Genomic DNA, 20,047 nt, shown 5'->3' with positions numbered 1-20,047 from the left:
CGCTATCCGTGGCTCTGGAACTCCGCCGTCCCCAGCGTCGTGAACCACGTACGGATCTGCGCCACTTCGTCCGTCTTCGCCAGCGAGAGCAGCAGCAGTATGCGGGCCTTCTGCGGGCTGAGGTCCGCAGCCCCGACCACCGCGCCGCCGCTCTCCTCGTCGTAGACGGCGCCGTTGCCCGTACGCGTGGTGGACGCGAACACCACGCCCTGCTTGGTCGCGTCCGCGCGGGCCGCCGACATCGACGACGAGATGCCGCCCGCGCCCGTACCGGCCGTCACGACGCCGTCCGCGCCCGCGTCGGCGAACGCCTTCACGGCCTCGCCGCCCGCGCCCTGGTAGCTGTACGCGATCTCGACCTTCGGCAGACTCTTCTCGGCGATCCTGGAGACGTCGAAGGGCGTACGCCAGCTCGCCTTGCCGCACTTCTCGACCCGCGCGGGCGCCCTGTTGATCCGGACCCGGTCCTGGTCCACGACCCCCAGCGAACCGCTCGCGCCGCTGTTGAAGGTGTCCATGCGCAGCGCGTCCGTCTTGCGCACCTCGCGCGCGGCCTGGATCTCGTCGTTGAGCATGATGACGCTGCCGAAGCACGTCGTCTTACGGCTGGCGGCGAGCTGGATCGCGTTGTAGAGGTTCGCGGGGCCGTCCGTACCGATGACGGTCCACGGCCGCATCGCGCCCGTCAGGATCACCGGCTTGTCGCTACGGACCGTCAGATCGAGCCAGTAGGCGAACTCCTCCATCGTGTCCGTGCCGGTGGTGACGACGGCCGCGTCATTCGTACGCAGAGCCTTGTCGACCGCGAGGGTCAACTCGCGGAATTCGGCTATGGAGTAGCTGCCCGAGCCCTTGTTGCCGAACTGCACGGTGGACACGTCGGCGATCTCGTTCACCTCCGGCTCGAGGTCGCCGACCAGCTCGGAGATCGGGATCTTGCCGGACTGGTAGTCCTGGAAGTCCACCCTGCTCTGGCTCACGCCGGAGATCGTTCCGCCGGTGCCGATGACCGCCACCTTGGGGCGTTTGACCGGGGACTTGTTCTGTTCGGCGGCGGTGGCCGTGCCGGCGGTCAGGGCAACGACCGCCGTCAGCAACGCGGTTCGACGCAGGATTCCTCGCATGCCGTACCTCTCCCATCCCAGGCGGACTGATCACGCCAGATCTGGAAGAAAGGTGACCGAGGCATATTTCACGGCACAGCCGTCACAGTTAAATCAGCGTTTCGCGCACGTCCCACGGACATCAGGAACGGACAACGTTCAGGGCGGGGCGCCTGAGTCGGCGCCCCGCCCTGTCTGTCCGTTTCCGTGTCCGTGTCTGTGTCTGTGTCCTTCTACTGCGTATCGCCCTTGCGCTCGCCCAAGGTGACCTCGACCTGCGAATCCTTGCCGTCGCGCGTGTACGTGATCTTGATCTTGTCGCCCGGCTTGTGCGTCCAGATCTCGCTGATCAGCGTCGGGCCGCTGTCGATCGGCACGTCGTTGAACTTCGTGATCACGTCACCCGACTTGAGCCCCGCCTTCGCGGCCGGCCCGTCCGGCGTCACCGCCGTGCCGCCGGCCCCGCCGTCCGGCGAGATCGTCGCGCCGTCGCCGCCCTCCGACATCGAGACCGTCGCGCCGATGACCGGGTAGACCGGCTCACCGGTCTTGATGAGCTGCTCGGCGACGGTCTTCGCCTGGTTGATCGGGATGGCGAAGCCGAGGCCGATCGAGCCGGACTGGGCCGACCCGCCGCCACCGCCGCCGCCCGAGGGCTGGATCGCGGAGTTCATGCCGATGACCGCGCCGCGCGCGTCCAGCAGCGGACCGCCGGAGTTGCCGGGGTTGATGGAGGCGTCGGTCTGGAGGGCGCTCATGTACGAGTTCTTGTCGCTGGTGCCGTCGCCGGAGGCCACCGGGCGGTTCTTGGCGCTGATGATGCCCGTCGTGACGGTGTTGGAGAGCCCGAACGGCGCCCCGATCGCGATCGTCGAGTCACCGACCGCCACCTGGTCCGAATTGCCGAGAGCCAGCGGCTTGAGCCCGGACGGCGGGTCCTTGAGCTTCATCACGGCGACGTCGTAACCCTCCGCGCGGCCGACGACCTCGGCCGCGTACTCCTTTCCGTTGGAGAAGGCCACCGTCAGGTCTCCGCCGTCGGCGGCCGACGCCACCACATGGTTGTTCGTGAGGATGTGGCCCTGCTTGTCGTAGATGAAGCCGGTGCCCGTGCCGCCGTCGCCGCCCTGGGCCTGCGCCGTGATGGTCACCACGCTCGGCAGCGCGTCGCCGGCCACCGCCGCCGTGCTGCCCGCCTCGCGCTTGAGCGCGGGCGCGTCGGCCGCCGAGACCGTGGTCGATCCAGTGCCGACGCTGTCGTCGTTACGGTCCGCCGCCCAGTAACCGACCCCGCCGCCGACCACACCGGCGACCAGCGCCGCCGCGAGGATCCCCGCGATCAGACCACCGGGGCGCTTGCGCGACGGCTGCGGGCCGGACGCGGGCGGCTCGCCCCATCCGCCACCACCTCCGCCGCCGCCTCCGTAAGAAGGATGGACCGGCGGGGGCGGGGGCGCCGGCCATCCCGCGTCGGGGGCCGATCCGGTGGATCCCGTCGAGCCGGGGTGGTAGGCCGGTACGGCTCCGGGCAGCGGCGGCGTGGGCTCCGAGCCGTGACCGGGCTCGGACGGGGGCACCGACGGCGGCTGTGCCGGCGGCGGCGACGCCTGCGCGGGCCCGCCGAAACCGCCGGCCCCGCCGGGCTCACTGGACCGGCCGGGCTGGTCGGGGTACCGCTGGTCCTGGGGGAACTCCCCCTGAGCGGACGCGGGTGTGCCCTCGGGAGCGGCAACCGGCACGGGAGGTACGGACGGGGCGGACGGGACCGCTGTGCCCTCGTTCTCGGTGCTCACAGTCTTTTACTCCTCGGTTCCACATCAGTCTTCGGCAGGAGTTCCGCTGTTTTCCGCCGCGTCAGTTGTCCGCACATGCCTCATCGGCATGTACACGTCTGTCGTACGTCTCTGCCCTCAGCTTTTCCCACAGCACGTCAGGCCACGGTAAGCAGGACCTGTGCGTCTCCCTGTCATCCTTTATTACGGGGCAAACGGGACGCATCCGCAGTACGCCCCCGAAGGGGCCCCGACCCACGCTTACCCCGTCTCGGTGACACGATGGCGGGGTGACCCAAGCACGGCAGCACAGCATCCAGGTCGTCGCCCACCGAGGAGCCTCCGAGGACGCGCCTGAACACACTCTGGCCGCTTACAAGAAGGCCATCGAGGACGGCGCCGACGCACTGGAATGTGATGTACGGCTCACCGCCGACGGGCACCTGGTGTGCGTACACGACCGGCGGGTGAACCGCACCTCCAACGGACGCGGCGCCGTCTCCGCCCTGGAGCTGGCCGATCTGGCCACCCTCGACTTCGGTTCGTGGATGGAGAACATGGACAGCGAGGAGAGCCCCGACTGGAAGGACCGCTCCCTCACCTCCGTACTGACGCTTGAGCGGCTGCTCGAACTGGTAGCCGACACCGACCGGCGCGTCGAGCTGGCCATCGAGACCAAACATCCCACCCGCTGGGCCGGACAGGTGGAGGAGCGGCTGCTCCACCTGCTGGCACGCTTCGGACTCGACGGCCCGAAATCCGGCGGACCGCCCGGACCGCCCGGATCAACGGGGTCGCCCGTCCGCATCATGAGTTTCTCGGCCCGTTCGCTGCATCGCATCGCCGACGCGGCGCCGCACCTGCCCACCGTCTATCTGATGCAGTTCGTCTCCCCCCGGCTGCGCGACGGACGGCTGCCGGCGGGCGCGCGGATCGCGGGACCCGGCATCCGCATCGTGCGCAACCAGCCGGGCTATGTGGAGCGGCTTCACAAGGCGGGGCACCGTGTCCATGTCTGGACGGTGAACGAGCCGGAAGACGTCGCGCTCTGCGCGAGTCTCGGGGTGGAGGCAATCATCACCAACCGCCCCAAACAGGTGCTGTCCCAACTGGGGCGCCTTGCCTGACTTGCCGGGGATTCGGAGGCACGGGCTGTGACCGGGAGTGCACCGGCGCGTTCGGTACGTGTTCGACCCTGTTGAGTGCGTCACTGACCCTCCCTTGGCCGGTTTCCGGTCCAGGCCATTGGGGCATTCACACCGTGGCGTGGGGCAAAGGAGGTCTCGGGGGTGGCGTTTGTGGTGGCACAGGAAGTGCCCACGTCGTCGAGCATGGCCGTTCCCCATGGCCCTGCGGGCGTGGGACAGGCGAGGCATCGGATGCGCGAGCAGTTGCGCGACCGGGGAATGTCGGACGCGGTCGTCGACGATGCCGTACTGATCCTTTCCGAACTTCTCAGCAATGCCTGCAGGCACGGCAGACCGCTGGGCCGGGCGGAGATCGGCGACGGGGACGTACGCGCCGCGTGGGAGGTCGACCCCGCGGGCCGGCTGACCGTCGAGGTGACGGACGGCGGCGGCCCGACCCGACCGGTTCCGGCCACACCCTCGGTCACCGCGCGCGGCGGTCGCGGTCTGAACATCATCACCTCGCTCGCCCAGGACTGGGGCGTACGGGACAGCGCGTCCGGCGAGGTGACGGTCTGGGTGCTCGTCACCGAAGGCCACCGCCGCGAGGATTTCGCTACGCGCGTCAATGTCCCCGAACTGGACTTCGCCGACACCTTCGACGCGGCCGACGACCTCGCCTGACGACCGCGGGCCACGACTTCGGCCCAGGCCCGCGGCCCGCGACGTCGGCCCGATGTCGGCCCGATGTCGGCCCGATGTCGGCCGAACAACCTCGCCCGACGCGTCGCCGGACCCGGCCGCCGCACCCCCTCCCGTACGCGAGCCGGTGCGCGCACTCCCACCGGCCCGGCCCCGAGGGGGCGTTGCGCCCAGAGCCGTACGCGCTACGGGCTAGGCTCGCGCCCGACATCGCACTGCCGCTAACGGGAGAAGCCCACCATGGCCAAGAAGCGCCCCCAGACCAAGGCCGCGAAGGCTCAGTCCGCGAAAGCTCAGCTCACGGACGGGCCGATTCCGGTCGTGGGCGCCCGCGAGCCCTGCCCGTGCGGCTCGGGCCGCCGCTACAAGGCGTGCCACGGCCGGGCCGCCGCACAAGCCGTCACCGAGCTCGTACAGCGGCCCTTCGACGGGCTGGCCGGCGAGTGCGACTGGATCGCGCTGCGCGAGCTGGTGCCCGCCGCGACCGCCGAGCTGACCCTCAAGGGCGGCCTGCCCGAGGGCGTTCCGTCCGTGACGCTCGCCACCGTCCTGCCGATGGCCTGGCCCGCGCTGCGCCGCGACGACGGCTCCGTCCTGCTCGCGCTCCAGAACGACACCTCGTCCGGCGACCTCAGCCGCGACCTCGCCGACACCCTCCAGCGGGCGCTGACCGCCGAGCCCGGCAATCCGGTCGCCGCGCAGCGCGTGCCGGCCGACGGGCCGCGCCTTCAGGACCTGCTCGACCCGGAGGCCGGCTTCACGCCGGTCGTCCACCCCGGCTTCGAGTTCTGGGTGCCGGACGCCGAGAACGCGACCCCCGACGTGACCGCGTCGCTGGAGCGCGCCAACGCCGCCGCGATCCCGACGGTGAAGCTCTCCGGCACGGACGCCGCGTACTGGTGCGAGACGCCCGACAAGAACCATCTGCGCTGGGTCATGCCATATCCGGAGGAGAAGCTGCTCGACGCGCTCGCGCGGCTGCACGCCGCCGGTACGTCGAGCCTCGGCGAGGGGACCCGGCTGGTCGGCTCCTTCCGGGCGCACGGGCTCACGGTGCCGGTCTGGGACCTGCCGAGCGCGATGCGGGCGCAGGACTGCGAGAAGCCGGCGACGGAGCTCCAGGAGCGGCTTACGGCGGCTCTGGCGGTGGACGCGCCACTGACCGGCGACGAGCGCCGGGCGCGCGGCGGGCTCACCAACCGCCAGGTGACCCTCAGCTAGATCGGCTAGGCGGTGACTTTCGTCGCCCAGAGTGACAGCCGTCACAACTACCCGTACCAGTAAGTAATTTCTTGCCCGAATACATCAGATCGAATTTGCTAACCGCCGATCTCTTGTTACCGTTCTAGAAGCCCGGTCGCTGGTGCATCCCCCGTCGCCAGCGACCGGGCGTTGGCGTTCCCCGGTACGGTTCCTGCAATTTCCGGAGTGAAGACTGCAGAGTTGTCGCGCCACTCGCGGCATCTCCCGGCGGCCCGCTTCCGTGAAGCGCCCCGACTGTCAATTGACAGTCGGAGCAGCAGAGTTGCTGCCCGACCTGAGCAGCAGCGGCCCGGTCCCGTCGGCACTTCCCGCGAACTCCGCGATCGCCCAGTACCGTGCGGGCTTTCCGGCTGTGCGTTCATGCGGAGTTTCACAAGAACCCCGCTCATCGCCGTCTTCGACCGTGCAGTGGGACTCCACGGTCCGCCCGCCGGGACCCATCAAACTGAGCACGGAACTCAATTCCTCACCCGATGTATTCCGGTAGTACGTACGGCCCCAGGTGTCCCCGTTCTCGGTAAGTACACAGGTCTGGGCCTCGATCCCGTCACGCGACGTGAGCGCCGGGCCGCAGTGCTCGACGGCCGCCGTGTCGCCCTTCCTCGACTCCTCGGGCGCGGCCGGCGGGCCCGTGAGCCGGAGGGGGACGTCGCGCCCGGAGCCCGCCGTGGGGCCGCCGGCGGGGCCCGCCGAGGCGGCCAGCGGCAGCAGGGCGGTGACCACCACCACGGTGGCGAGCCCGATCACGCGAAGATTCATGCGGGCCCACCTGCCACTGCCGGGGAGATCTTGACGGTCGGCCGAAGATATCGGCGCGATCGGGCCACCCGGAGCGCCGCGCGCCCATTTCCCGTACAACTCGGCCCACGTCGCACCCGTACGAGTGACAGCGGAAACGCCGAACCGGGCCGTACCAGCGGTACGACCCGGTCCGTGCCCGATGGCCGACGGCCCCCGGGACGCCGTACGCGGCGCTCAGTACGCGAGCCTGCTGCCGCCGTCCGGTGCGCTCGTGCTCGCCTCGACCAGCGCGTCCACGACCGCCTCCACGTCCGGCAGCCACGGCGACGCCGAGCCGGGCAGCGGCGCCCGCTCCCAGCGGACCCGACCGCCGGCCGCCTCGGACGGCGGGAGCACCAGATAGCCGCCCTCGCCGTGGAAGCGCAGCGAGCTGGGCACCCAGTCCTTGGCGAAAAGCAGTTCGCCGAGCCGTTCCAGGGTGTACGGGGCCACCAGCAGCGACCAGCGCGTGGGTGTCGCCACGACGGGGCCGAGGCGCATACCCATCTGGTCCAGTGCCACCAGCGCACGCTCTGCGGCGGACGCGGGCAGACTCACCGCGCACGGCGCGGTGCCTCCGGTGGCCATCACGATGGGGGCCGTAGGCCGGTTGGCCCACCACCAGCGCACCATGCGTTCGTCGGTCGTCGCGGCCAGCAGGCCGGGATCGAAGGGGTGCGCGCCGGGTACGGCGCACTCGGGGTCCGGGCAGGCGCAGCCGAGGCCACGATCGCCCCGGCCGCCGGACGTCTTCAGGCCGGCTCCGGGAAGTACGGGCCACTGCCACGCCGTGGCGCAGGTCAGCGCCGCTTCGAGTGGGGCAGGCATCCCCTTGCGCCTGAACAGGAGCCTGCGTCGCCTTCCGAGGATCTCGCGCATGAGCGCTCGTTCCTTTCCGTTGAACGCCGAGGTCCACATGCCACACCGGTCAATCTGTGTGCATGGCTTCACTGTGCGTATCGCTGTGCGTACAGTCGACGCGTGTCGTCGACGCTCCGCCGCCCCCGTGGACGGGGCACAGTCGGACTTTGCCAACCTGCGGCTGGGCTCACCGCTCCTGGGCCGAACGCGGTCTTCTTCATTAACCCGTGGCGATGGGTGGCGCACTCAGTGGGCTGTCGCTCCGCTGTGACAGCCTCGCCGTTCCGGGATGGTGCGCGGGCTACGGCGGGTAAGACGCCGAAGCCGTCCGTCAGGTTCCGGGGCCGTCCCAACTGCCCCTGTCCGTCACCGTTTACGTACCCATCACGTGCGGGATGACGCTCCTCCCCGATGTCGCGTGCGCTTCACCGCAAAGGCCCCTGCCGAGTTCTCTCAGTCGATCGCAGAATACAGCGCTGGGAGCATTTTCGCGCCAAGTTGGACGTCCCGCGGACACCAGCGGTTCCGCCAGGACAATGCTGGACATCGCGTCAGTTGTGCGTGTACATGTGGATGTACTGATAGTGGCGCAGAATCATCTGGTGTTTCGCGATGCTATTGCGTGAAACGCACCAGTCAGAAAGCCGGTTGCCATGAGCGCTCCGCACATGCCGAAAGTGGCTGGAATCGATTCAGTAGTTCCGGCCCCCGCGCACACTGTCGCGCCACTTGACGAGTCTCCCGGCGCATCTCCCGGCGCACCCGTGATCCTGATCCAGGACCGGCTGGCCGGCTGGGTCTCCGACCTGACCACCCTCCACGAACTCACCGAACGTCTGGCCAGGACCGGTTCGGTGGACGCGGCGCTCAACGAGGTCGTACGCGCGGGCGCCGCCCTCGTCGGCTCCTCGCGCGGTCTGGTCGTCCTCGAACCGGCGCCCCGCGCGGACGAGCGCGTCCCCAGCACCTCCGTGGGACTCGGCCTCAGCCACGCGGACATCGGCCAGTTGGAGACCGTGCCGCGCGAGGCGTCCTCCTACGGAAGGCTGCTCGACGACACCGCGGAGCCCGCCACGGCGGCCGAGTCCGTAGGCGACGTGCTCGGCGACCCGGACCTCGACGCGCTGCACCGCGACGTGGCCCTGCGGCTCGGCTACGGCGCCACGTACGCCGTCTGTCTCACGAGCGACACGGCGGGCCGGATCGGCGCCGCCGTCTGGTTTTACGACGAACCCGCCGAACCGGTGGAAAGACAGCGCCATCTGGTGGGTCTCTACGCGCGGTACGCCGCCGAACATCTGGCGCGCCTGCTGGAGCTGGAGACCGCCCGCGCGCGTGAGGCCACGATCGCCGACGAGCTGCTGCCCAGCCGGCTGCCCCGGGTGCCCGGGGTGCGGCTCGCCGTACGGCACCGGACGAGCGGGCACGACGGCGGTGACTGGTACGACGCCCTGCCGCTGCCCGAGGGCGCGCTGGGGCTGGCCGTCGGCTCGGTCAGCGGCTCGGGGCCGAGCGCCCTGGCGGCCATGGGGCGGCTGCGCGCGTCCCTGCGGGCGTACGCGGTGATGGAGGGCGAGGACCCCGTCGCCGTCCTGTCCGATCTCGAACTGCTGCTGCGGCTGACCGAACCGGCGCGCACCGCCACCGCGCTGTTCGCCTATGCCGAGCCCGAGCCGCGCAGGATCGTGCTCGCCGGGGCGGGGCACGCGCCGCCGCTGATCGTGGGGGAGCGGCGTACCGAGTTCGTCGAGACGACCCTGTCGGCGCCGCTGGGGATGCTGTCCTGCTGGGAGGCGCCGAGCGTGGAGCTGTCGCCCGCGCCAGGAGAAACGGTGCTGCTGTACACGGACGGCCTGCTGCGGCGCACCGGCGACCCGATGGACCGGGCCTTCGCGCGGCTGCACGCGGCGGCGGCGAGCGTCCCCAGGAGCCTCAGGGACGATCCGGGGGCGATCGCCGACCATGTGCTGCGGCTGGTGCTGCCGGACGGGCTCGACGGGCCCGGCTCCCCCCGCGGGGGAGGGACGGCCGGGAGCGGGGAGGACGTCGTGATCCTCGCCGCCCGCTTCGAGTGAACGGACGGATCCCGTCCGGGCGCCGCGGTCCTTCCGGCCGGCCGTCGGTCAGGTTGTCCACAGGCCCCCTGGCCTGTCTCCCGTACAGACATACGATGGTGCCGGGACCCGAAAGGTCCGATGTCGTACAAGAGGAGGCAGACCGTGGCCGAGGAGCTCATCCCGGAAACGCCGGAGACCCCGGAATCCCTGGGAAATCCGGACACAGTGCTCGATGACGCCGACGAGGCGTCGGCCGACAAGCCCGTCAAGCAGCGCAAGAACGGCCTGTACATGAGCGTGTCCGACGAGCTGGCCGAGAACATGAAGTCGGGCTGGGCCGACACGGAGCTCCGCGATCTGGAGCCCGTCGCCCAGGCGCCGTTCGCGGCGGCCCGCCGCGCCGCGCTGTCCGCGCGATTCCCGGGCGACCGCCTGGTGATCCCCGCGGGCGGCCTGAAGACCCGGTCGAACGACACGGAGTACAGCTTCCGCGCCTCTACGGAGTACGCGTATCTCACCGGCGACCAGACGGAGGACGGCGTCCTCGTGCTGGAGCCGGTGTCCGGCGGCGACGGCCACCGGGCGACGATCTATCTCACCCCCCGCTCCAACCGGGAGAACGGGGAGTTCTGGCTCGACGGCCGCCAGGGCGAGCTGTGGGTCGGCCGCCGGCACTCGCTGGCCGAGGCCGAGCGGCTGCTCGGTCTGCCCGCCAAGGACGTACGGGAGCTGGCCGAGGCGCTGCGCGAGGCGACGGGCCCGGTGCGCGCGGTGCGCGGGCACGACGCGTCCGTCGAGGCCGCGCTGGCCGACAAGGTCACCGCGGAGCGCGACGACGAGCTGCGGGTCTATCTGTCCGAGGCGCGCGTGGTGAAGGACGAATTCGAGATCGGCGAGCTCCAGAAGGCCGTCGACGCGACCGTCCGCGGTTTCGAGGACGTCGTACGGATCCTCGACAAGGCCGAGGCGACCAGCGAGCGCTACATCGAGGGAACGTTCTTCCTGCGTGCCCGCGTGGAGGGCAACGACATCGGCTACGGCTCGATCTGCGCCGCGGGCCCGCACGCGACCACCCTGCACTGGGTGCGCAACGACGGGGACGTGCGCGCCGGCGATCTGCTGCTGCTCGACGCCGGCGTGGAGACCCACACCCTCTACACCGCCGACGTCACGCGCACCCTGCCGATCAACGGCCGGTTCGACGCGTTGCAGCGCAAGATCTACGACGCGGTGTACGAGTCGCAGGAGGCCGGTATCGCCGCCGTACGGCCGGGCGCGAAGTACCGGGACTTCCACGACGCGTCGCAGCGGGTGCTCGCCGAGAGGCTGGTCGAGTGGGGACTGCTCGACGGGCCGGTCGAGCGGGTCCTGGAGCTGGGTCTCCAGCGCCGCTGGACGCTGCACGGCACGGGCCACATGCTCGGCCTGGACGTCCACGACTGCGCGGCGGCGCGGACGGAGGCGTACGTGGACGGGACGCTGGAGCCCGGTATGTGCCTGACCGTCGAGCCGGGGCTGTACTTCCAGGCGGACGACCTCACGGTGCCGCGGGAGTACCGGGGCATCGGGGTCCGCATCGAGGACGACATCCTCGTCACGCAGGACGGCAACCGGAATCTGTCGGGCGGGCTGCCGCGTACGTCCGACGACGTGGAGGCGTGGATGGCGGCCACCAAGCAGGGCTGAGTCCGGACGCTTCGAGTGGGTGAGGCCCGGTCGCGCGCCACGCGCGGGCGGGCCTCGCGCTCAGGGGCTGCACGTTCCGGGGCTGCACGTTCCGGGGCTCAGACTCCGGCGGTCGTGCCGCCCCGTGCCACCAGCGGGTTCCCCTCGCGCCATTTCAGGATCTTGTCGAAGCTGATCACCGCGCCACGCCCCGGCCGGTTCCGGCAGTGGACATGGTCGGCCAGTTGCTCGATCAGCGACAGCCCCCGCCCGTCCTCGGCGGTCAGGGCGGCGATGGCGGACCGCCGCACGGCCCGGCGGGCGGGGAATCCCGGCCCGGAGTCGGACACTTCGATACGGCACTTCTCGCCGTCCAGATACGCGGTCACCCGGTACGCCTCCGACGCCCGGGACGGCTCACCGGGGCGGTCGTCACCGCCGTGCTCGACGGCGTTCGCGCAGGCCTCGCTCAGTGCGACGGACAGATCGAAGGAAATGTCGGGGTCGACGCCCGCGGTCTCCATCGTGCCGATCAGGAGACGGCGTGCGAGCGGGACGCTCGCGGCTTCGCGCCGCAAATGGAGGGACCACCAGATGCTCATGCTCCAGCCTCCTGGCCACAGCTCGACATACCGATACGTATTGCCCCTGTAAGCGCCCCGTAAGCACATCGTCCGCGGAAAACAACTCGTTCGGCGGACGCGCCTGACCCGTCTGCCGTTGTATAGGACAGAGGGTGACCTTCCGGACCTGCCGTACGAAGCCGCCGGGCGCAGTGCGATGATGACCCGGCCATGCCGGATCGTGTCGCACACGCCGGAGCCGGTCCGAGGCTCCTGAGGGCCGCGGTGTTCACCGCGGTCTGTGTCGTGCTGTCCGCGACGGGACATGTGCTCGCCGCCTGTCAGGCCGTCCCCTGGTGGACGCTCGTCATCGCTTTCGCCGGTGTCTTCGCCGTGGCCGCGCCGCTCGCGGGACGCGCCCGTTCGCTGCCCGCCATCGCGCTCGCCCTGACGGGAGGACAGCTCGCGCTGCACGCCCTGTTCGGGATGAGCCAGCAGCACCTGACGATGCGCGCGGGCGCCGACGACGTACTGGTGCGCATGGCGGCCAAGCTGATCTGCGGGGCCGGTCCGGCGTCGCTGAGCCCCGGGGACGCGCACCGCATCGTCACCGAGGCCGGGATCGATCCCGCCACGCTCCCCGGCGGGCTCGCGCAGGGCGGTCACCTGCACGGATCGTCCGCCGACACGGCAGCCCGGACAGCGGCCGGGGCCGCCGACGGAGCCGTCGGTGCCACCGGGCTGCTGCCCGAGCTGCCCACCCTGCCCATGTTCCTCGCGCATCTGCTGGCCGCCCTCGCGACCGGCTGGCTCATGCGCCGCGGCGACCTCGCGCTCGCCCGGCTCGCCACGCTCTCGGCCCACGGGCACGGTCTCGGCGACGGCTTCGGCGAGGCGGTCGCCGACAACGCGCGGCTGCGGGCGCTGCGGGCCGCGCTCGGTCTCGTACGGGCGCTGCGCGCCGGTCTGCCGGTCACGCCCGCCCCCGGGCGCCACGAACAGCCCGCCCCGCACCGCGACACCCCGCCGTCGTACACGGGGCGGACACTCCAGCATTCGGTGATCAGGCGCGGCCCGCCGGCCGTACTCACCCTCGCCGCCTGACGCGACGACACGCTCCGTACGTACTACGTACGTAGAGCGGTGGCGTCGCGATGCCGTCGCGTATCCGCGCACGGTCCACCGTCTCTCCCACCTCGTGGAGTGTCTTCTGTCATGAACGCCTCTCGTACGAACATGTCTCGTCGCGGCGTCCCACAGCCGTCCACCACCGGTCGTACCGGTCGTCGGCGCACCGCGCGCCGCGTGGCCGTCGTCGGCGGCGTCGCCGCGTCCGCCGTCGTACTGCTCGCCGGGCCCGCCCTCGCGCACGTCGGCGTACAGCCGGTCGGCGAAGCCGCCAAGGGCGGTTACGCGACGGTCAACTTCAAGGTGCCGAACGAGCGCGACGACGCCTCGACCGTCAAGCTCGAAGTGAACTTCCCGGCCGAGCACCCGCTGGCGTCGGTCTCGCCGCAGGCCGTACCGGGCTGGAAGATCGCCGTCACCAAGAGCAAGCTCGACAAGCCGATCGAGATGCACGGCCAGCAGATCACCGAAGCCGTCTCGAAGGTCACCTGGACCGCGACGGGCGACGGCGTGGAGCCCGGCTACTTCCAGCAGTTCCCGCTCTCCATCGGCCAACTGCCCGAGGACGCGGACCAACTGGTGTTCAAGTCCCTTCAGACGTACGACGACAAGCAGGTCGTGCGCTGGATCGACGCGCCGACCGAGGGTGCCGAGCCCGAGAGCCCGGCGCCGGTGCTGACGCTGACCGCCGCCGCCACGGACGGACACGACGCGGCGGCAGGCGCCGAGGCGGGCGCCGAGCAGGCGTCGAAGGACAGCGAGGGCGAGCACAGCGAGAACGCCACCGCCTCGTCCGACAGCGGCGACGGTACGGCGCGTGCCCTGGGCATCGCCGGGATCGTCGTCGGCGCCGCAGGTGTGGCCTTCGGCGTCCTGGCCGGACGCCGCCGTACATCGTCCACCGGCACGCCCGAAACGCCCGCCACACCCGCCAGTTGACCGCCGGGCGCGGGTCCGCCACCGGGCCCGCGCCTGTCGCCCGTACTCCACGTACACCCCGTACTCCACCAATGGGAATTACCTCCATGCGCAAGAAGACCGTGCTCACCGCCGCCGCACTCACGGCGGTGGCCGCACTCACCCTGTCCGCCTGCGGAAGTGGCGGCGACGACGACGCGTCGAAGGCCGTGGCCGACGTCTCCACACAGCCCAAGACCCAAGCGGCGACCGTCCTCGACAAGCCCTTCGAGAAGCCGAACCTCGTACTGAAGGACACCGAGGGCAAGACGTACGACTTCCGCGAGGAGACCAAGGGCAAGCCGACGCTGATCTACTTCGGCTACACGCACTGCCCCGACGTCTGCCCGCTGACGATGAGCAACATCGCCATCGCCAGGAAGGCGCTGCCCAAGGCCGACCAGGACAAACTCCAGGTCGTGTTCGTCACCACCGACCCCGAGCGGGACACCTCCGCCGAGCTGGCCAAGTGGCTCCCGAGCGCGGGCGATCCGTCGTTCGTCGGGCTCACCGGCGACTTCCCGACCATTCAGGCGGGCGCGCGTCAGGTCGGCATCGGCATCGAGCCGGCGACGACGGAGAAGGACGGCAGCGTCGTGTCCATGCACGGGGCCCAGGTCATCGCGTTCTCGCCGAAGACGGACGGCGGTTACGTCCTGTACGGCGAGGACACGACGGCCGACGACTACACGAAGGACCTGCCGAAGCTCATCAAGGGCGAGACCCCGTGAGGGGGCGCGGCGGCCGGCTCACGGTCGCCGGGGCGGTGGTGGCGGCACTGCTGGCGGCGCTGGCAGGGTGCTCGTCGGCGGACGCGTCGCAGGACCAGCCTCAGTTGAAGATCGGCGGGGCTTTCATTCCGCAGCCTGTCGGCGACATGGCGTCCGGCTTCTTCACCGTCACCAACAGCGGTGACGCGGCGGACAAGCTCACATCCGTCACCAGCGACATCTCGGACGACATCACGATCCATGAGACCAAGGACCAGAAGATGCGGGAGGTGAAGTCCTTCGACATCCCGGCCGAAGGCGAGCTGACCCTGGACCGCGGCGGCAACCACCTGATGTTCATGGGCCTGAAGAAGAAGCTCGAGGAAGGCCAGCGGGTCGCCGTGGAACTGCACTTCGAGAAGACGGGCCCGACGAAGGTCGACCTTCCTGTGAAGGCGGCCACCTACAACCCCACGCGGCACTGAGGGACTGACCCATATGACGGCCACCGCCCCCCGTATACGGCAGTCGCGGCTGATGCGACTGCTGTTCGTCACCGCCGTGCTCGTCTGCGGCCTCTTCGGCACGTTCTCCGGTACGGCGTCGGCGCACGCCGCGCTGACCGCGAGCGATCCGAAGGACGGGGCGGTGGTCGACGTCGCCCCCAAGGACGTCACGCTCACCTTCTCCGAGCAGATCGCCATGGGCGACGACTCCATCAGGGTCCTCGACCCCAGCAGCAAGCGCGTGGATGTCGCGAAGATGCGTGATCTGAGCGACGGCGGCACAGTCCGTTACGCCGTCGACCTGAAACCCGGACTGCCGGACGGCACGTACACCGTGGCCTGGCAGGCGGTCTCCGCGGACAGCCATCCCGTGTCCGGGGCGTTCACCTTCTCCGTCGGGGCACCGTCGGAGACGACGGCCACCGTGTCCGGCCAGGAGGCCGGCGGCGGAGTCGTCGGCACGCTGTACGACACGGTGCGCTACCTCTCGTACGCCGGATTCATCCTGCTCGTCGGCGGGGCGGCGTTCATCCTCGCGTGCTGGCAGCGCGGCGCGTCCGTACGGCCGTTGCAGCGGCTCGTCGTCGGCGGCTGGGTCACCCTGACCGCGGCGACGCTCGTCCTTCTCCTGCTGCGGACTCCGTACACCGGGTCCGGCCAACTGGGCGACGCGTTCGACCTCGGCGGGCTGGCGGACGTACTGGACACCAAGACGGGGGCCGCGCTCGTCTCGCGGCTGCTGCTGCTGGGGGCGGCGGCGCTGTTCATCGCGGTGCTGTTCGGCGCGTACGCGAAGCGCGTGGCACAAACGGAATCCGAAACGGACGACGGGGAAGGGCCGGACGGCGGGGGGCCGGACGGCGGGGAGGGGTCGGGTGACGCGGGCTCCGAGGCGGGGAAGGCGAAGGCCGATCTCACCTTCGGGCTGAGTCTGGGCGGCGCGGTCGTCGCCGCCGGAATCGCCGGGACATGGGCGCTGTCCGAGCACGCGTCGACCGGGATCCAGACCGGCCTCGCCATGCCGCTCGACGTACTGCACCTGCTGGCCGTGGCGACCTGGCTCGGCGGCCTCGTGTCGCTGCTGACCGCCCTCCACCGGACGCCGGACATCGAACGGGCCGCCGTGCGGCGCTTCTCCCGGATCGCCTTCGTCAGCGTCATGGTCCTGGCGGCGACCGGGCTCTACCAGGCATGGCGGCAGGTCGGCTCCTGGTCCGCGCTGGGCGGTACGTCGTACGGACAGCTTCTGCTGGCCAAGGTCGCGCTGATCGCCGTGCTGCTCAGTGCCGCCTGGTTCTCGCGGCGCTGGACGGGGCTGCTGGGCGATCGGGCGACGACCGCCACGCAAGCCGGCACGGAAGCCGAAGACGGGGAGGCGGAGGCCGCGGACGGGGACGGTTCTGACGGCTCCGATCCCGAGCGCGCCGCTCAACTCGCCCGCCAGCGGACCGCGTTGGCCACGGCCCGCAAGAAGCGGAGCCGGGACGCCGACACCGAGCGGTCCGGGCTGCGCCGCTCCGTACTGACCGAGGCGTGCGTCGCCCTCCTGGTGCTCGCCGTCGCGACCGTGCTGACGGGCACCGAGCCAGGACGTACGCAGGAGAAGGAGGTCGGCCGGTCGGACTCCGGGGCCGCCGCGCCCGCGACCGCCCGCCCCGTCAACCTCACCGCGCCCTTCGACACCGGCGGTGCGAACGGCAAGGGCACACTGCGCCTCACCCTCGACCCCGCCCGCTCGGGCAACAACCTCATGCACGTCTGGATCGACGACCCGGCCGGCAAGCCGATGGATGTGCCCGAGGTGAAGGTCGCGTACACCTTGAAGTCCGAGCAGATCGGCCCGCTCCCCGTCGTGCCCGAGCATCTGGCACCGGGACACTGGAGCGCGAGCGGCGTACAGATCCCGATGCCCGGCGACTGGCATCTCCAGGTGACCGTGCGGACCTCGGACATCGACCAGACGACCATCGAGAAGAACGTGAAGATCGGCTGACCCGTGAGCGACACCCGTACGACCAGCGACACCGGATCCGGCGCCGACACCGACGGCCGCGCAGCCTCCTCCCCTGCGATCTCGCGGCGGCGGCTGCTCGGTACGGCCGGCGCGGCCGGCGCCGCCGGGCTCGTCGCCGGGGCGGCCGGCGGGAGCGCCACGTACGCCGCCACCCGCCCCGAGGCGCCGACCGCCCTCACCACGGTCGGCTCGTCCACTGTGGCCTTCCACGGCGCCCACCAGGCCGGTATCACCACCCCGATGCAGGCCCGCGGCCATCTCGTCGCCCTCGACCTCGCACCGGGCGCCGGGCGCAAGGAGGCCGCGGCGCTGTTGCGCCGCTGGTCACAGACCGCGCGGCGGCTCATGGCCGGCGAACCGGCCGGGGCGGGCGACACAGGCGTCGCGCTGGACGCGGGGCCCTGCGCGCTGACGGTCACCTTCGGTTTCGGGCGGAGCTTCTTCGACCGTACGAAGCTTCTCGCCCGGCGCCCGTCGGCGCTCGACCCGCTGCCGGCCTTCTCCTCGGACCAGCTCGACGCCCGCCGCGGCGAGGGTGATCTGTGGGTGCAGGTCGGCTCGGACGACGCGCTCGTCGCCTTCCACGCGCTGCGCGCCCTTCTTAAAGAGGCGGGCGACGCGGCGCACGTGCGTTGGCAGATGAACGGCTTCAACCGCTCGCCCGGCGCCACCTCCCGTCCCATGACCGCGCGCAATCTGATGGGCCAGATCGACGGCACCGGCAACCCCAAGCCGGCGGAGCCCGACTTCGACCGGCGGATCTTCGTCCCGGCGAAGCCGCCGGCCGGGACACCGGACTGGATGGCGGGCGGCTCGTACGCCGTCGTACGCCGGATCCGGATGCTGCTCGACGACTGGGAGGCCCTGCCGGTCGACCGCCAGGAACTCGTCATCGGCCGCCGCAAGTCCGACGGCGCCCCGCTCACGGGCGGTGTGGAGACGACCGCGCTCGACCTCGACAAGACGGGCCCGGACGGCAAGCTCGTGATCCCGGACAACGCGCACGCCCGGATCTCGGCGCCGGAGCAGAACGGCGGGGCCGCGATGCTGCGCCGCCCCTTCTCCTTCCACGACGGGATCGCGGCGGACGGCACCCCCGACGCGGGTCTGCTGTTCATCTGCTGGCAGGCCGATCCGCTGAAGGGCTTCGTGCCGGTGCAGCGCAAGCTCGACCGGGGGGACGCGCTGTCGGCGTTCGTCCGGCACGAGGCGAGCGGGCTGTACGCGGTGCCGGGCGGTGCGCGCGAGGGCGAGTATGTCGGCCAGCGGCTGCTGGAGTCCTGAACGTTCCGCGAGAACGCTCTACGGGAACCCTCTGCGGGCGGGCGTCCTGGGCTGTCCGCCGGTCGGACTAAAGTGACCACATGTCGGCCACGCGCTATACGTACCTCGGCCCCGAGGGCACCTTCACCGAAGCCGCCCTCCGCACCCTTCCGGAAGCCGCCACGCGGGAGCTGGTCCCGATGGTCTCGGTGCCCGCGGCTCTCGACGCCGTACGGCACGGGGACGCCGCGGCGGCCCTCGTACCGATCGAGAACTCGGTGGAGGGCGGCGTCACCGCGACCCTCGACGAACTCGCCTCGGGCGAGCCCCTGATGATCTACCGCGAGGTGGTGCTGCCGATCGCCTTCGCGCTGCTCGTAAGGCCGGGTACGGCGCTGTCCGACGTCAAGACGGTGACCGGTCATCCGGTGGCGCAGCCGCAGGTGCGCAACTGGCTGCGGGCCCATCTCCCGAACGCGCTGTGGGAGTCGGCCGCGTCGAACGCGGACGGCGCGCGGCTGGTCCAGGAGGGGCGGTTCGACGCCGCCTTCGCGGGTGAGTTCGCGGCGGCGACGTACGGGCTCGAAGCCCTCGTCACCGAGATCCACGACGCCGAGAACGCGGAGACGCGCTTCGTCCTGGTGGGCAGGCCCGCGCGCCCGTCGGCGCCGACCGGCGCGGACAAGACGTCGGTCGTGGTCTGGCTCGGCGACGACCACCCGGGCGCGCTGCTCGAACTGCTCCAGGAGTTCGCCGTACGCGGGGTCAACCTGATGCTGATCCAGTCGCGGCCGACGGGCGCGGGTATCGGTAACTACTGCTTCGCCGTGGACGCCGAGGGCCATATCGCGGACCGGCGCGTGGGCGAGGCGCTGATGGGGCTGAGGCGGATCAGTCCGAAGGTGCGGTTCCTGGGGTCGTACCCGAGGGCCGGGGTGGCTCCGCAGGATGTGGGGCGGCTGCGCGCGGGGACGTCGGACGCGGAGTTCATCGACGCGGCCGACTGGCTGGCCCGTAGCCAGGACGGCCGGATCTGAGCCGGCGGGGGCGGCGGGGCGGCGAGGGCGGCGGCCGGTCCGTTGTCCCCAGAGTTATCCACAGGTGGGTCTGTCACCCTGGGGACAAGTCGACAGTACCGGCCGACAAGGTCGACAAATCGGCTCAGTCACCGCACTTCCGTCCACAGGGCGGCAGGTGGCCCGTGTCACCTCAATGTCACCCCAATTCCATTGATCAACTCCTTAGAGGGATCAAGCCCCACCGAATGAGGGCGTGAAACGGGTTTAAGAGGGGAATCCTCCCGCTCCCACATGGGCTTTCACCGTGATGCCGCTCTCGGTCCACAGATCCCCCACACAGCCTGTGGATAACTTTCCGAACGAGGATGCCTCTGTGGACAACGTCGGCCCAAGTGCCGCGCGCCACAAGGGAAATGAGTCAACGGCACACTCACCGATGCCCCTTTCCGGGGAATTGGCCACCCGATATTGACGAAGACGCCTCTTCCTTTTCGCGCTTTCCCCACTCTCCCCAATTGCGGCAATTCAGACAAAGTGCCACACACTGAAATATGAGG

General features: G+C 70.8%; 17 protein-coding genes. 12 read left to right on the top strand and 5 right to left on the bottom strand.

Features of this window, described 5'->3' with window-relative positions; genetic code table 11:
- Positions 1-2 precede the first annotated feature (2 nt).
- Together OG329_RS21010 and OG329_RS21005 are read right to left on the bottom strand one after the other, a co-directional pair.
- On the bottom strand, positions 3-1,124 hold the full coding sequence (locus OG329_RS21010) for an asparaginase (RefSeq protein WP_405797182.1): 1,122 nt from the start codon (positions 1,122-1,124) through the stop codon (positions 3-5).
- 212 nt (positions 1,125-1,336) lie between these two features.
- Positions 1,337-2,896 carry a S1C family serine protease gene (locus OG329_RS21005; protein ID WP_405797180.1) on the bottom strand — a complete coding sequence of 520 codons (1,560 nt, stop codon included), beginning with the start codon at positions 2,894-2,896 and terminating at the stop codon, positions 1,337-1,339.
- A 269-nt stretch (positions 2,897-3,165) separates the two neighbouring features.
- On the opposite strand from OG329_RS21005, the gene OG329_RS21000 reads away from it, so the two are divergent.
- The 3 genes from OG329_RS21000 (at position 3,166) to OG329_RS20990 (ending at position 5,925) form a co-directional block, all read left to right on the top strand.
- Positions 3,166-4,002, top strand: a complete 837-nt coding sequence (locus tag OG329_RS21000) for a glycerophosphodiester phosphodiesterase (RefSeq protein WP_405797179.1) — start codon at positions 3,166-3,168, stop codon at positions 4,000-4,002.
- Between the two features lie 162 nt (positions 4,003-4,164).
- A complete protein-coding gene (locus OG329_RS20995) occupies positions 4,165-4,686 on the top strand; it encodes an ATP-binding protein (protein ID WP_405797177.1) in 522 nt (173 codons plus the stop codon).
- 258 nt (positions 4,687-4,944) lie between these two features.
- The gene (locus OG329_RS20990) at positions 4,945-5,925 is read left to right on the top strand and encodes a DUF5926 family protein (RefSeq protein ID WP_405797175.1); all 981 of its coding nucleotides are present in this window, start codon (positions 4,945-4,947) and stop codon (positions 5,923-5,925) included.
- A 279-nt stretch (positions 5,926-6,204) separates the two neighbouring features.
- On the opposite strand, the gene OG329_RS20985 is transcribed toward OG329_RS20990, so the two are convergent.
- Together OG329_RS20985 and OG329_RS20980 are read right to left on the bottom strand one after the other, a co-directional pair.
- Positions 6,205-6,726: a hypothetical protein gene (locus tag OG329_RS20985; protein ID WP_405797174.1), complete on the bottom strand. Its 522-nt coding sequence runs from the start codon at positions 6,724-6,726 to the stop codon at positions 6,205-6,207.
- Positions 6,727-6,942: 216 nt separating this feature from the next.
- Positions 6,943-7,626, bottom strand: a complete 684-nt coding sequence (locus OG329_RS20980) for a bifunctional DNA primase/polymerase (RefSeq protein ID WP_405797173.1) — start codon at positions 7,624-7,626, stop codon at positions 6,943-6,945.
- Positions 7,627-8,261: 635 nt separating this feature from the next.
- Here OG329_RS20980 and OG329_RS20975 point away from each other — a divergent pair.
- Both OG329_RS20975 and OG329_RS20970 read left to right on the top strand, forming a co-directional pair.
- A complete protein-coding gene (locus tag OG329_RS20975) occupies positions 8,262-9,683 on the top strand; it encodes a PP2C family protein-serine/threonine phosphatase (protein WP_405797172.1) in 1,422 nt (473 codons plus the stop codon).
- Positions 9,684-9,827: 144 nt separating this feature from the next.
- On the top strand, positions 9,828-11,351 hold the full coding sequence (locus tag OG329_RS20970) for an aminopeptidase P family protein (RefSeq protein ID WP_405797171.1): 1,524 nt from the start codon (positions 9,828-9,830) through the stop codon (positions 11,349-11,351).
- A 98-nt stretch (positions 11,352-11,449) separates the two neighbouring features.
- On the opposite strand, the gene OG329_RS20965 is transcribed toward OG329_RS20970, so the two are convergent.
- Positions 11,450-11,932 (bottom strand): ATP-binding protein, encoded by a 483-nt coding sequence (locus OG329_RS20965; RefSeq protein ID WP_405797170.1) that lies wholly within the window; start codon positions 11,930-11,932, stop codon positions 11,450-11,452.
- 192 nt (positions 11,933-12,124) lie between these two features.
- Here OG329_RS20965 and OG329_RS20960 point away from each other — a divergent pair, with 192 nt between their 5' ends.
- The 7 genes from OG329_RS20960 to pheA all read left to right on the top strand — a co-directional run bounded on the left by OG329_RS20960 (position 12,125) and on the right by pheA (position 19,508).
- On the top strand, positions 12,125-12,997 hold the full coding sequence (locus tag OG329_RS20960; protein ID WP_405797168.1) for a hypothetical protein: 873 nt from the start codon (positions 12,125-12,127) through the stop codon (positions 12,995-12,997).
- Between the two features lie 111 nt (positions 12,998-13,108).
- Positions 13,109-13,960: a YcnI family protein gene (locus OG329_RS20955; RefSeq protein WP_405797167.1), complete on the top strand. Its 852-nt coding sequence runs from the start codon at positions 13,109-13,111 to the stop codon at positions 13,958-13,960.
- A gap of 86 nt (positions 13,961-14,046) precedes the next feature.
- A complete protein-coding gene (locus tag OG329_RS20950; protein WP_405797166.1) occupies positions 14,047-14,709 on the top strand; it encodes an SCO family protein in 663 nt (220 codons plus the stop codon).
- Positions 14,706-15,173, top strand: a complete 468-nt coding sequence (locus tag OG329_RS20945) for a copper chaperone PCu(A)C (protein WP_405797165.1) — start codon at positions 14,706-14,708, stop codon at positions 15,171-15,173. The genes OG329_RS20950 and OG329_RS20945 overlap by 4 nt, the downstream gene beginning before the upstream one ends.
- A 13-nt stretch (positions 15,174-15,186) precedes the next feature.
- Complete coding sequence (locus OG329_RS20940) at positions 15,187-17,187, top strand: copper resistance CopC/CopD family protein (RefSeq protein WP_405797163.1); 2,001 nt, start codon at positions 15,187-15,189, stop codon at positions 17,185-17,187.
- 78 nt (positions 17,188-17,265) lie between these two features.
- Entirely contained in the window at positions 17,266-18,492 is a 1,227-nt protein-coding gene (gene efeB, locus OG329_RS20935) for an iron uptake transporter deferrochelatase/peroxidase subunit (RefSeq protein WP_405801934.1), read from the top strand.
- Between the two features lie 80 nt (positions 18,493-18,572).
- Entirely contained in the window at positions 18,573-19,508 is a 936-nt protein-coding gene (gene pheA / locus OG329_RS20930; protein ID WP_405797161.1) for a prephenate dehydratase, read from the top strand.
- Positions 19,509-20,047 lie beyond the last annotated feature (539 nt).

The sequence above is a fragment of the Streptomyces sp. NBC_01506 genome, assembly GCF_045040295.1.
GTDB lineage: Bacteria > Actinomycetota > Actinomycetes > Streptomycetales > Streptomycetaceae > Streptomyces.
The sequence above is the reverse complement of the archived record's forward strand: the minus strand, read 5'-3'. Positions and strand labels throughout refer to the sequence as shown.

Coding starts and splice junctions, on each gene's coding strand:
- OG329_RS20955 (WP_405797167.1), top strand. CDS start 13,109: ATGAACGCCTCTCGTACGAACATGTCTCGTCGCGGCGTCCCACAGCCG.
- OG329_RS20965 (WP_405797170.1), bottom strand. CDS start 11,932: ATGAGCATCTGGTGGTCCCTCCATTTGCGGCGCGAAGCCGCGAGCGTC.
- OG329_RS20950 (WP_405797166.1), top strand. CDS start 14,047: ATGCGCAAGAAGACCGTGCTCACCGCCGCCGCACTCACGGCGGTGGCC.
- pheA (WP_405797161.1), top strand. CDS start 18,573: ATGTCGGCCACGCGCTATACGTACCTCGGCCCCGAGGGCACCTTCACC.
- OG329_RS20960 (WP_405797168.1), top strand. CDS start 12,125: ATGCCGGATCGTGTCGCACACGCCGGAGCCGGTCCGAGGCTCCTGAGG.
- OG329_RS20980 (WP_405797173.1), bottom strand. CDS start 7,626: ATGCGCGAGATCCTCGGAAGGCGACGCAGGCTCCTGTTCAGGCGCAAG.
- OG329_RS21010 (WP_405797182.1), bottom strand. CDS start 1,124: ATGCGAGGAATCCTGCGTCGAACCGCGTTGCTGACGGCGGTCGTTGCC.
- OG329_RS20990 (WP_405797175.1), top strand. CDS start 4,945: ATGGCCAAGAAGCGCCCCCAGACCAAGGCCGCGAAGGCTCAGTCCGCG.
- OG329_RS20975 (WP_405797172.1), top strand. CDS start 8,262: ATGAGCGCTCCGCACATGCCGAAAGTGGCTGGAATCGATTCAGTAGTT.
- OG329_RS20985 (WP_405797174.1), bottom strand. CDS start 6,726: ATGAATCTTCGCGTGATCGGGCTCGCCACCGTGGTGGTGGTCACCGCC.
- OG329_RS20940 (WP_405797163.1), top strand. CDS start 15,187: ATGACGGCCACCGCCCCCCGTATACGGCAGTCGCGGCTGATGCGACTG.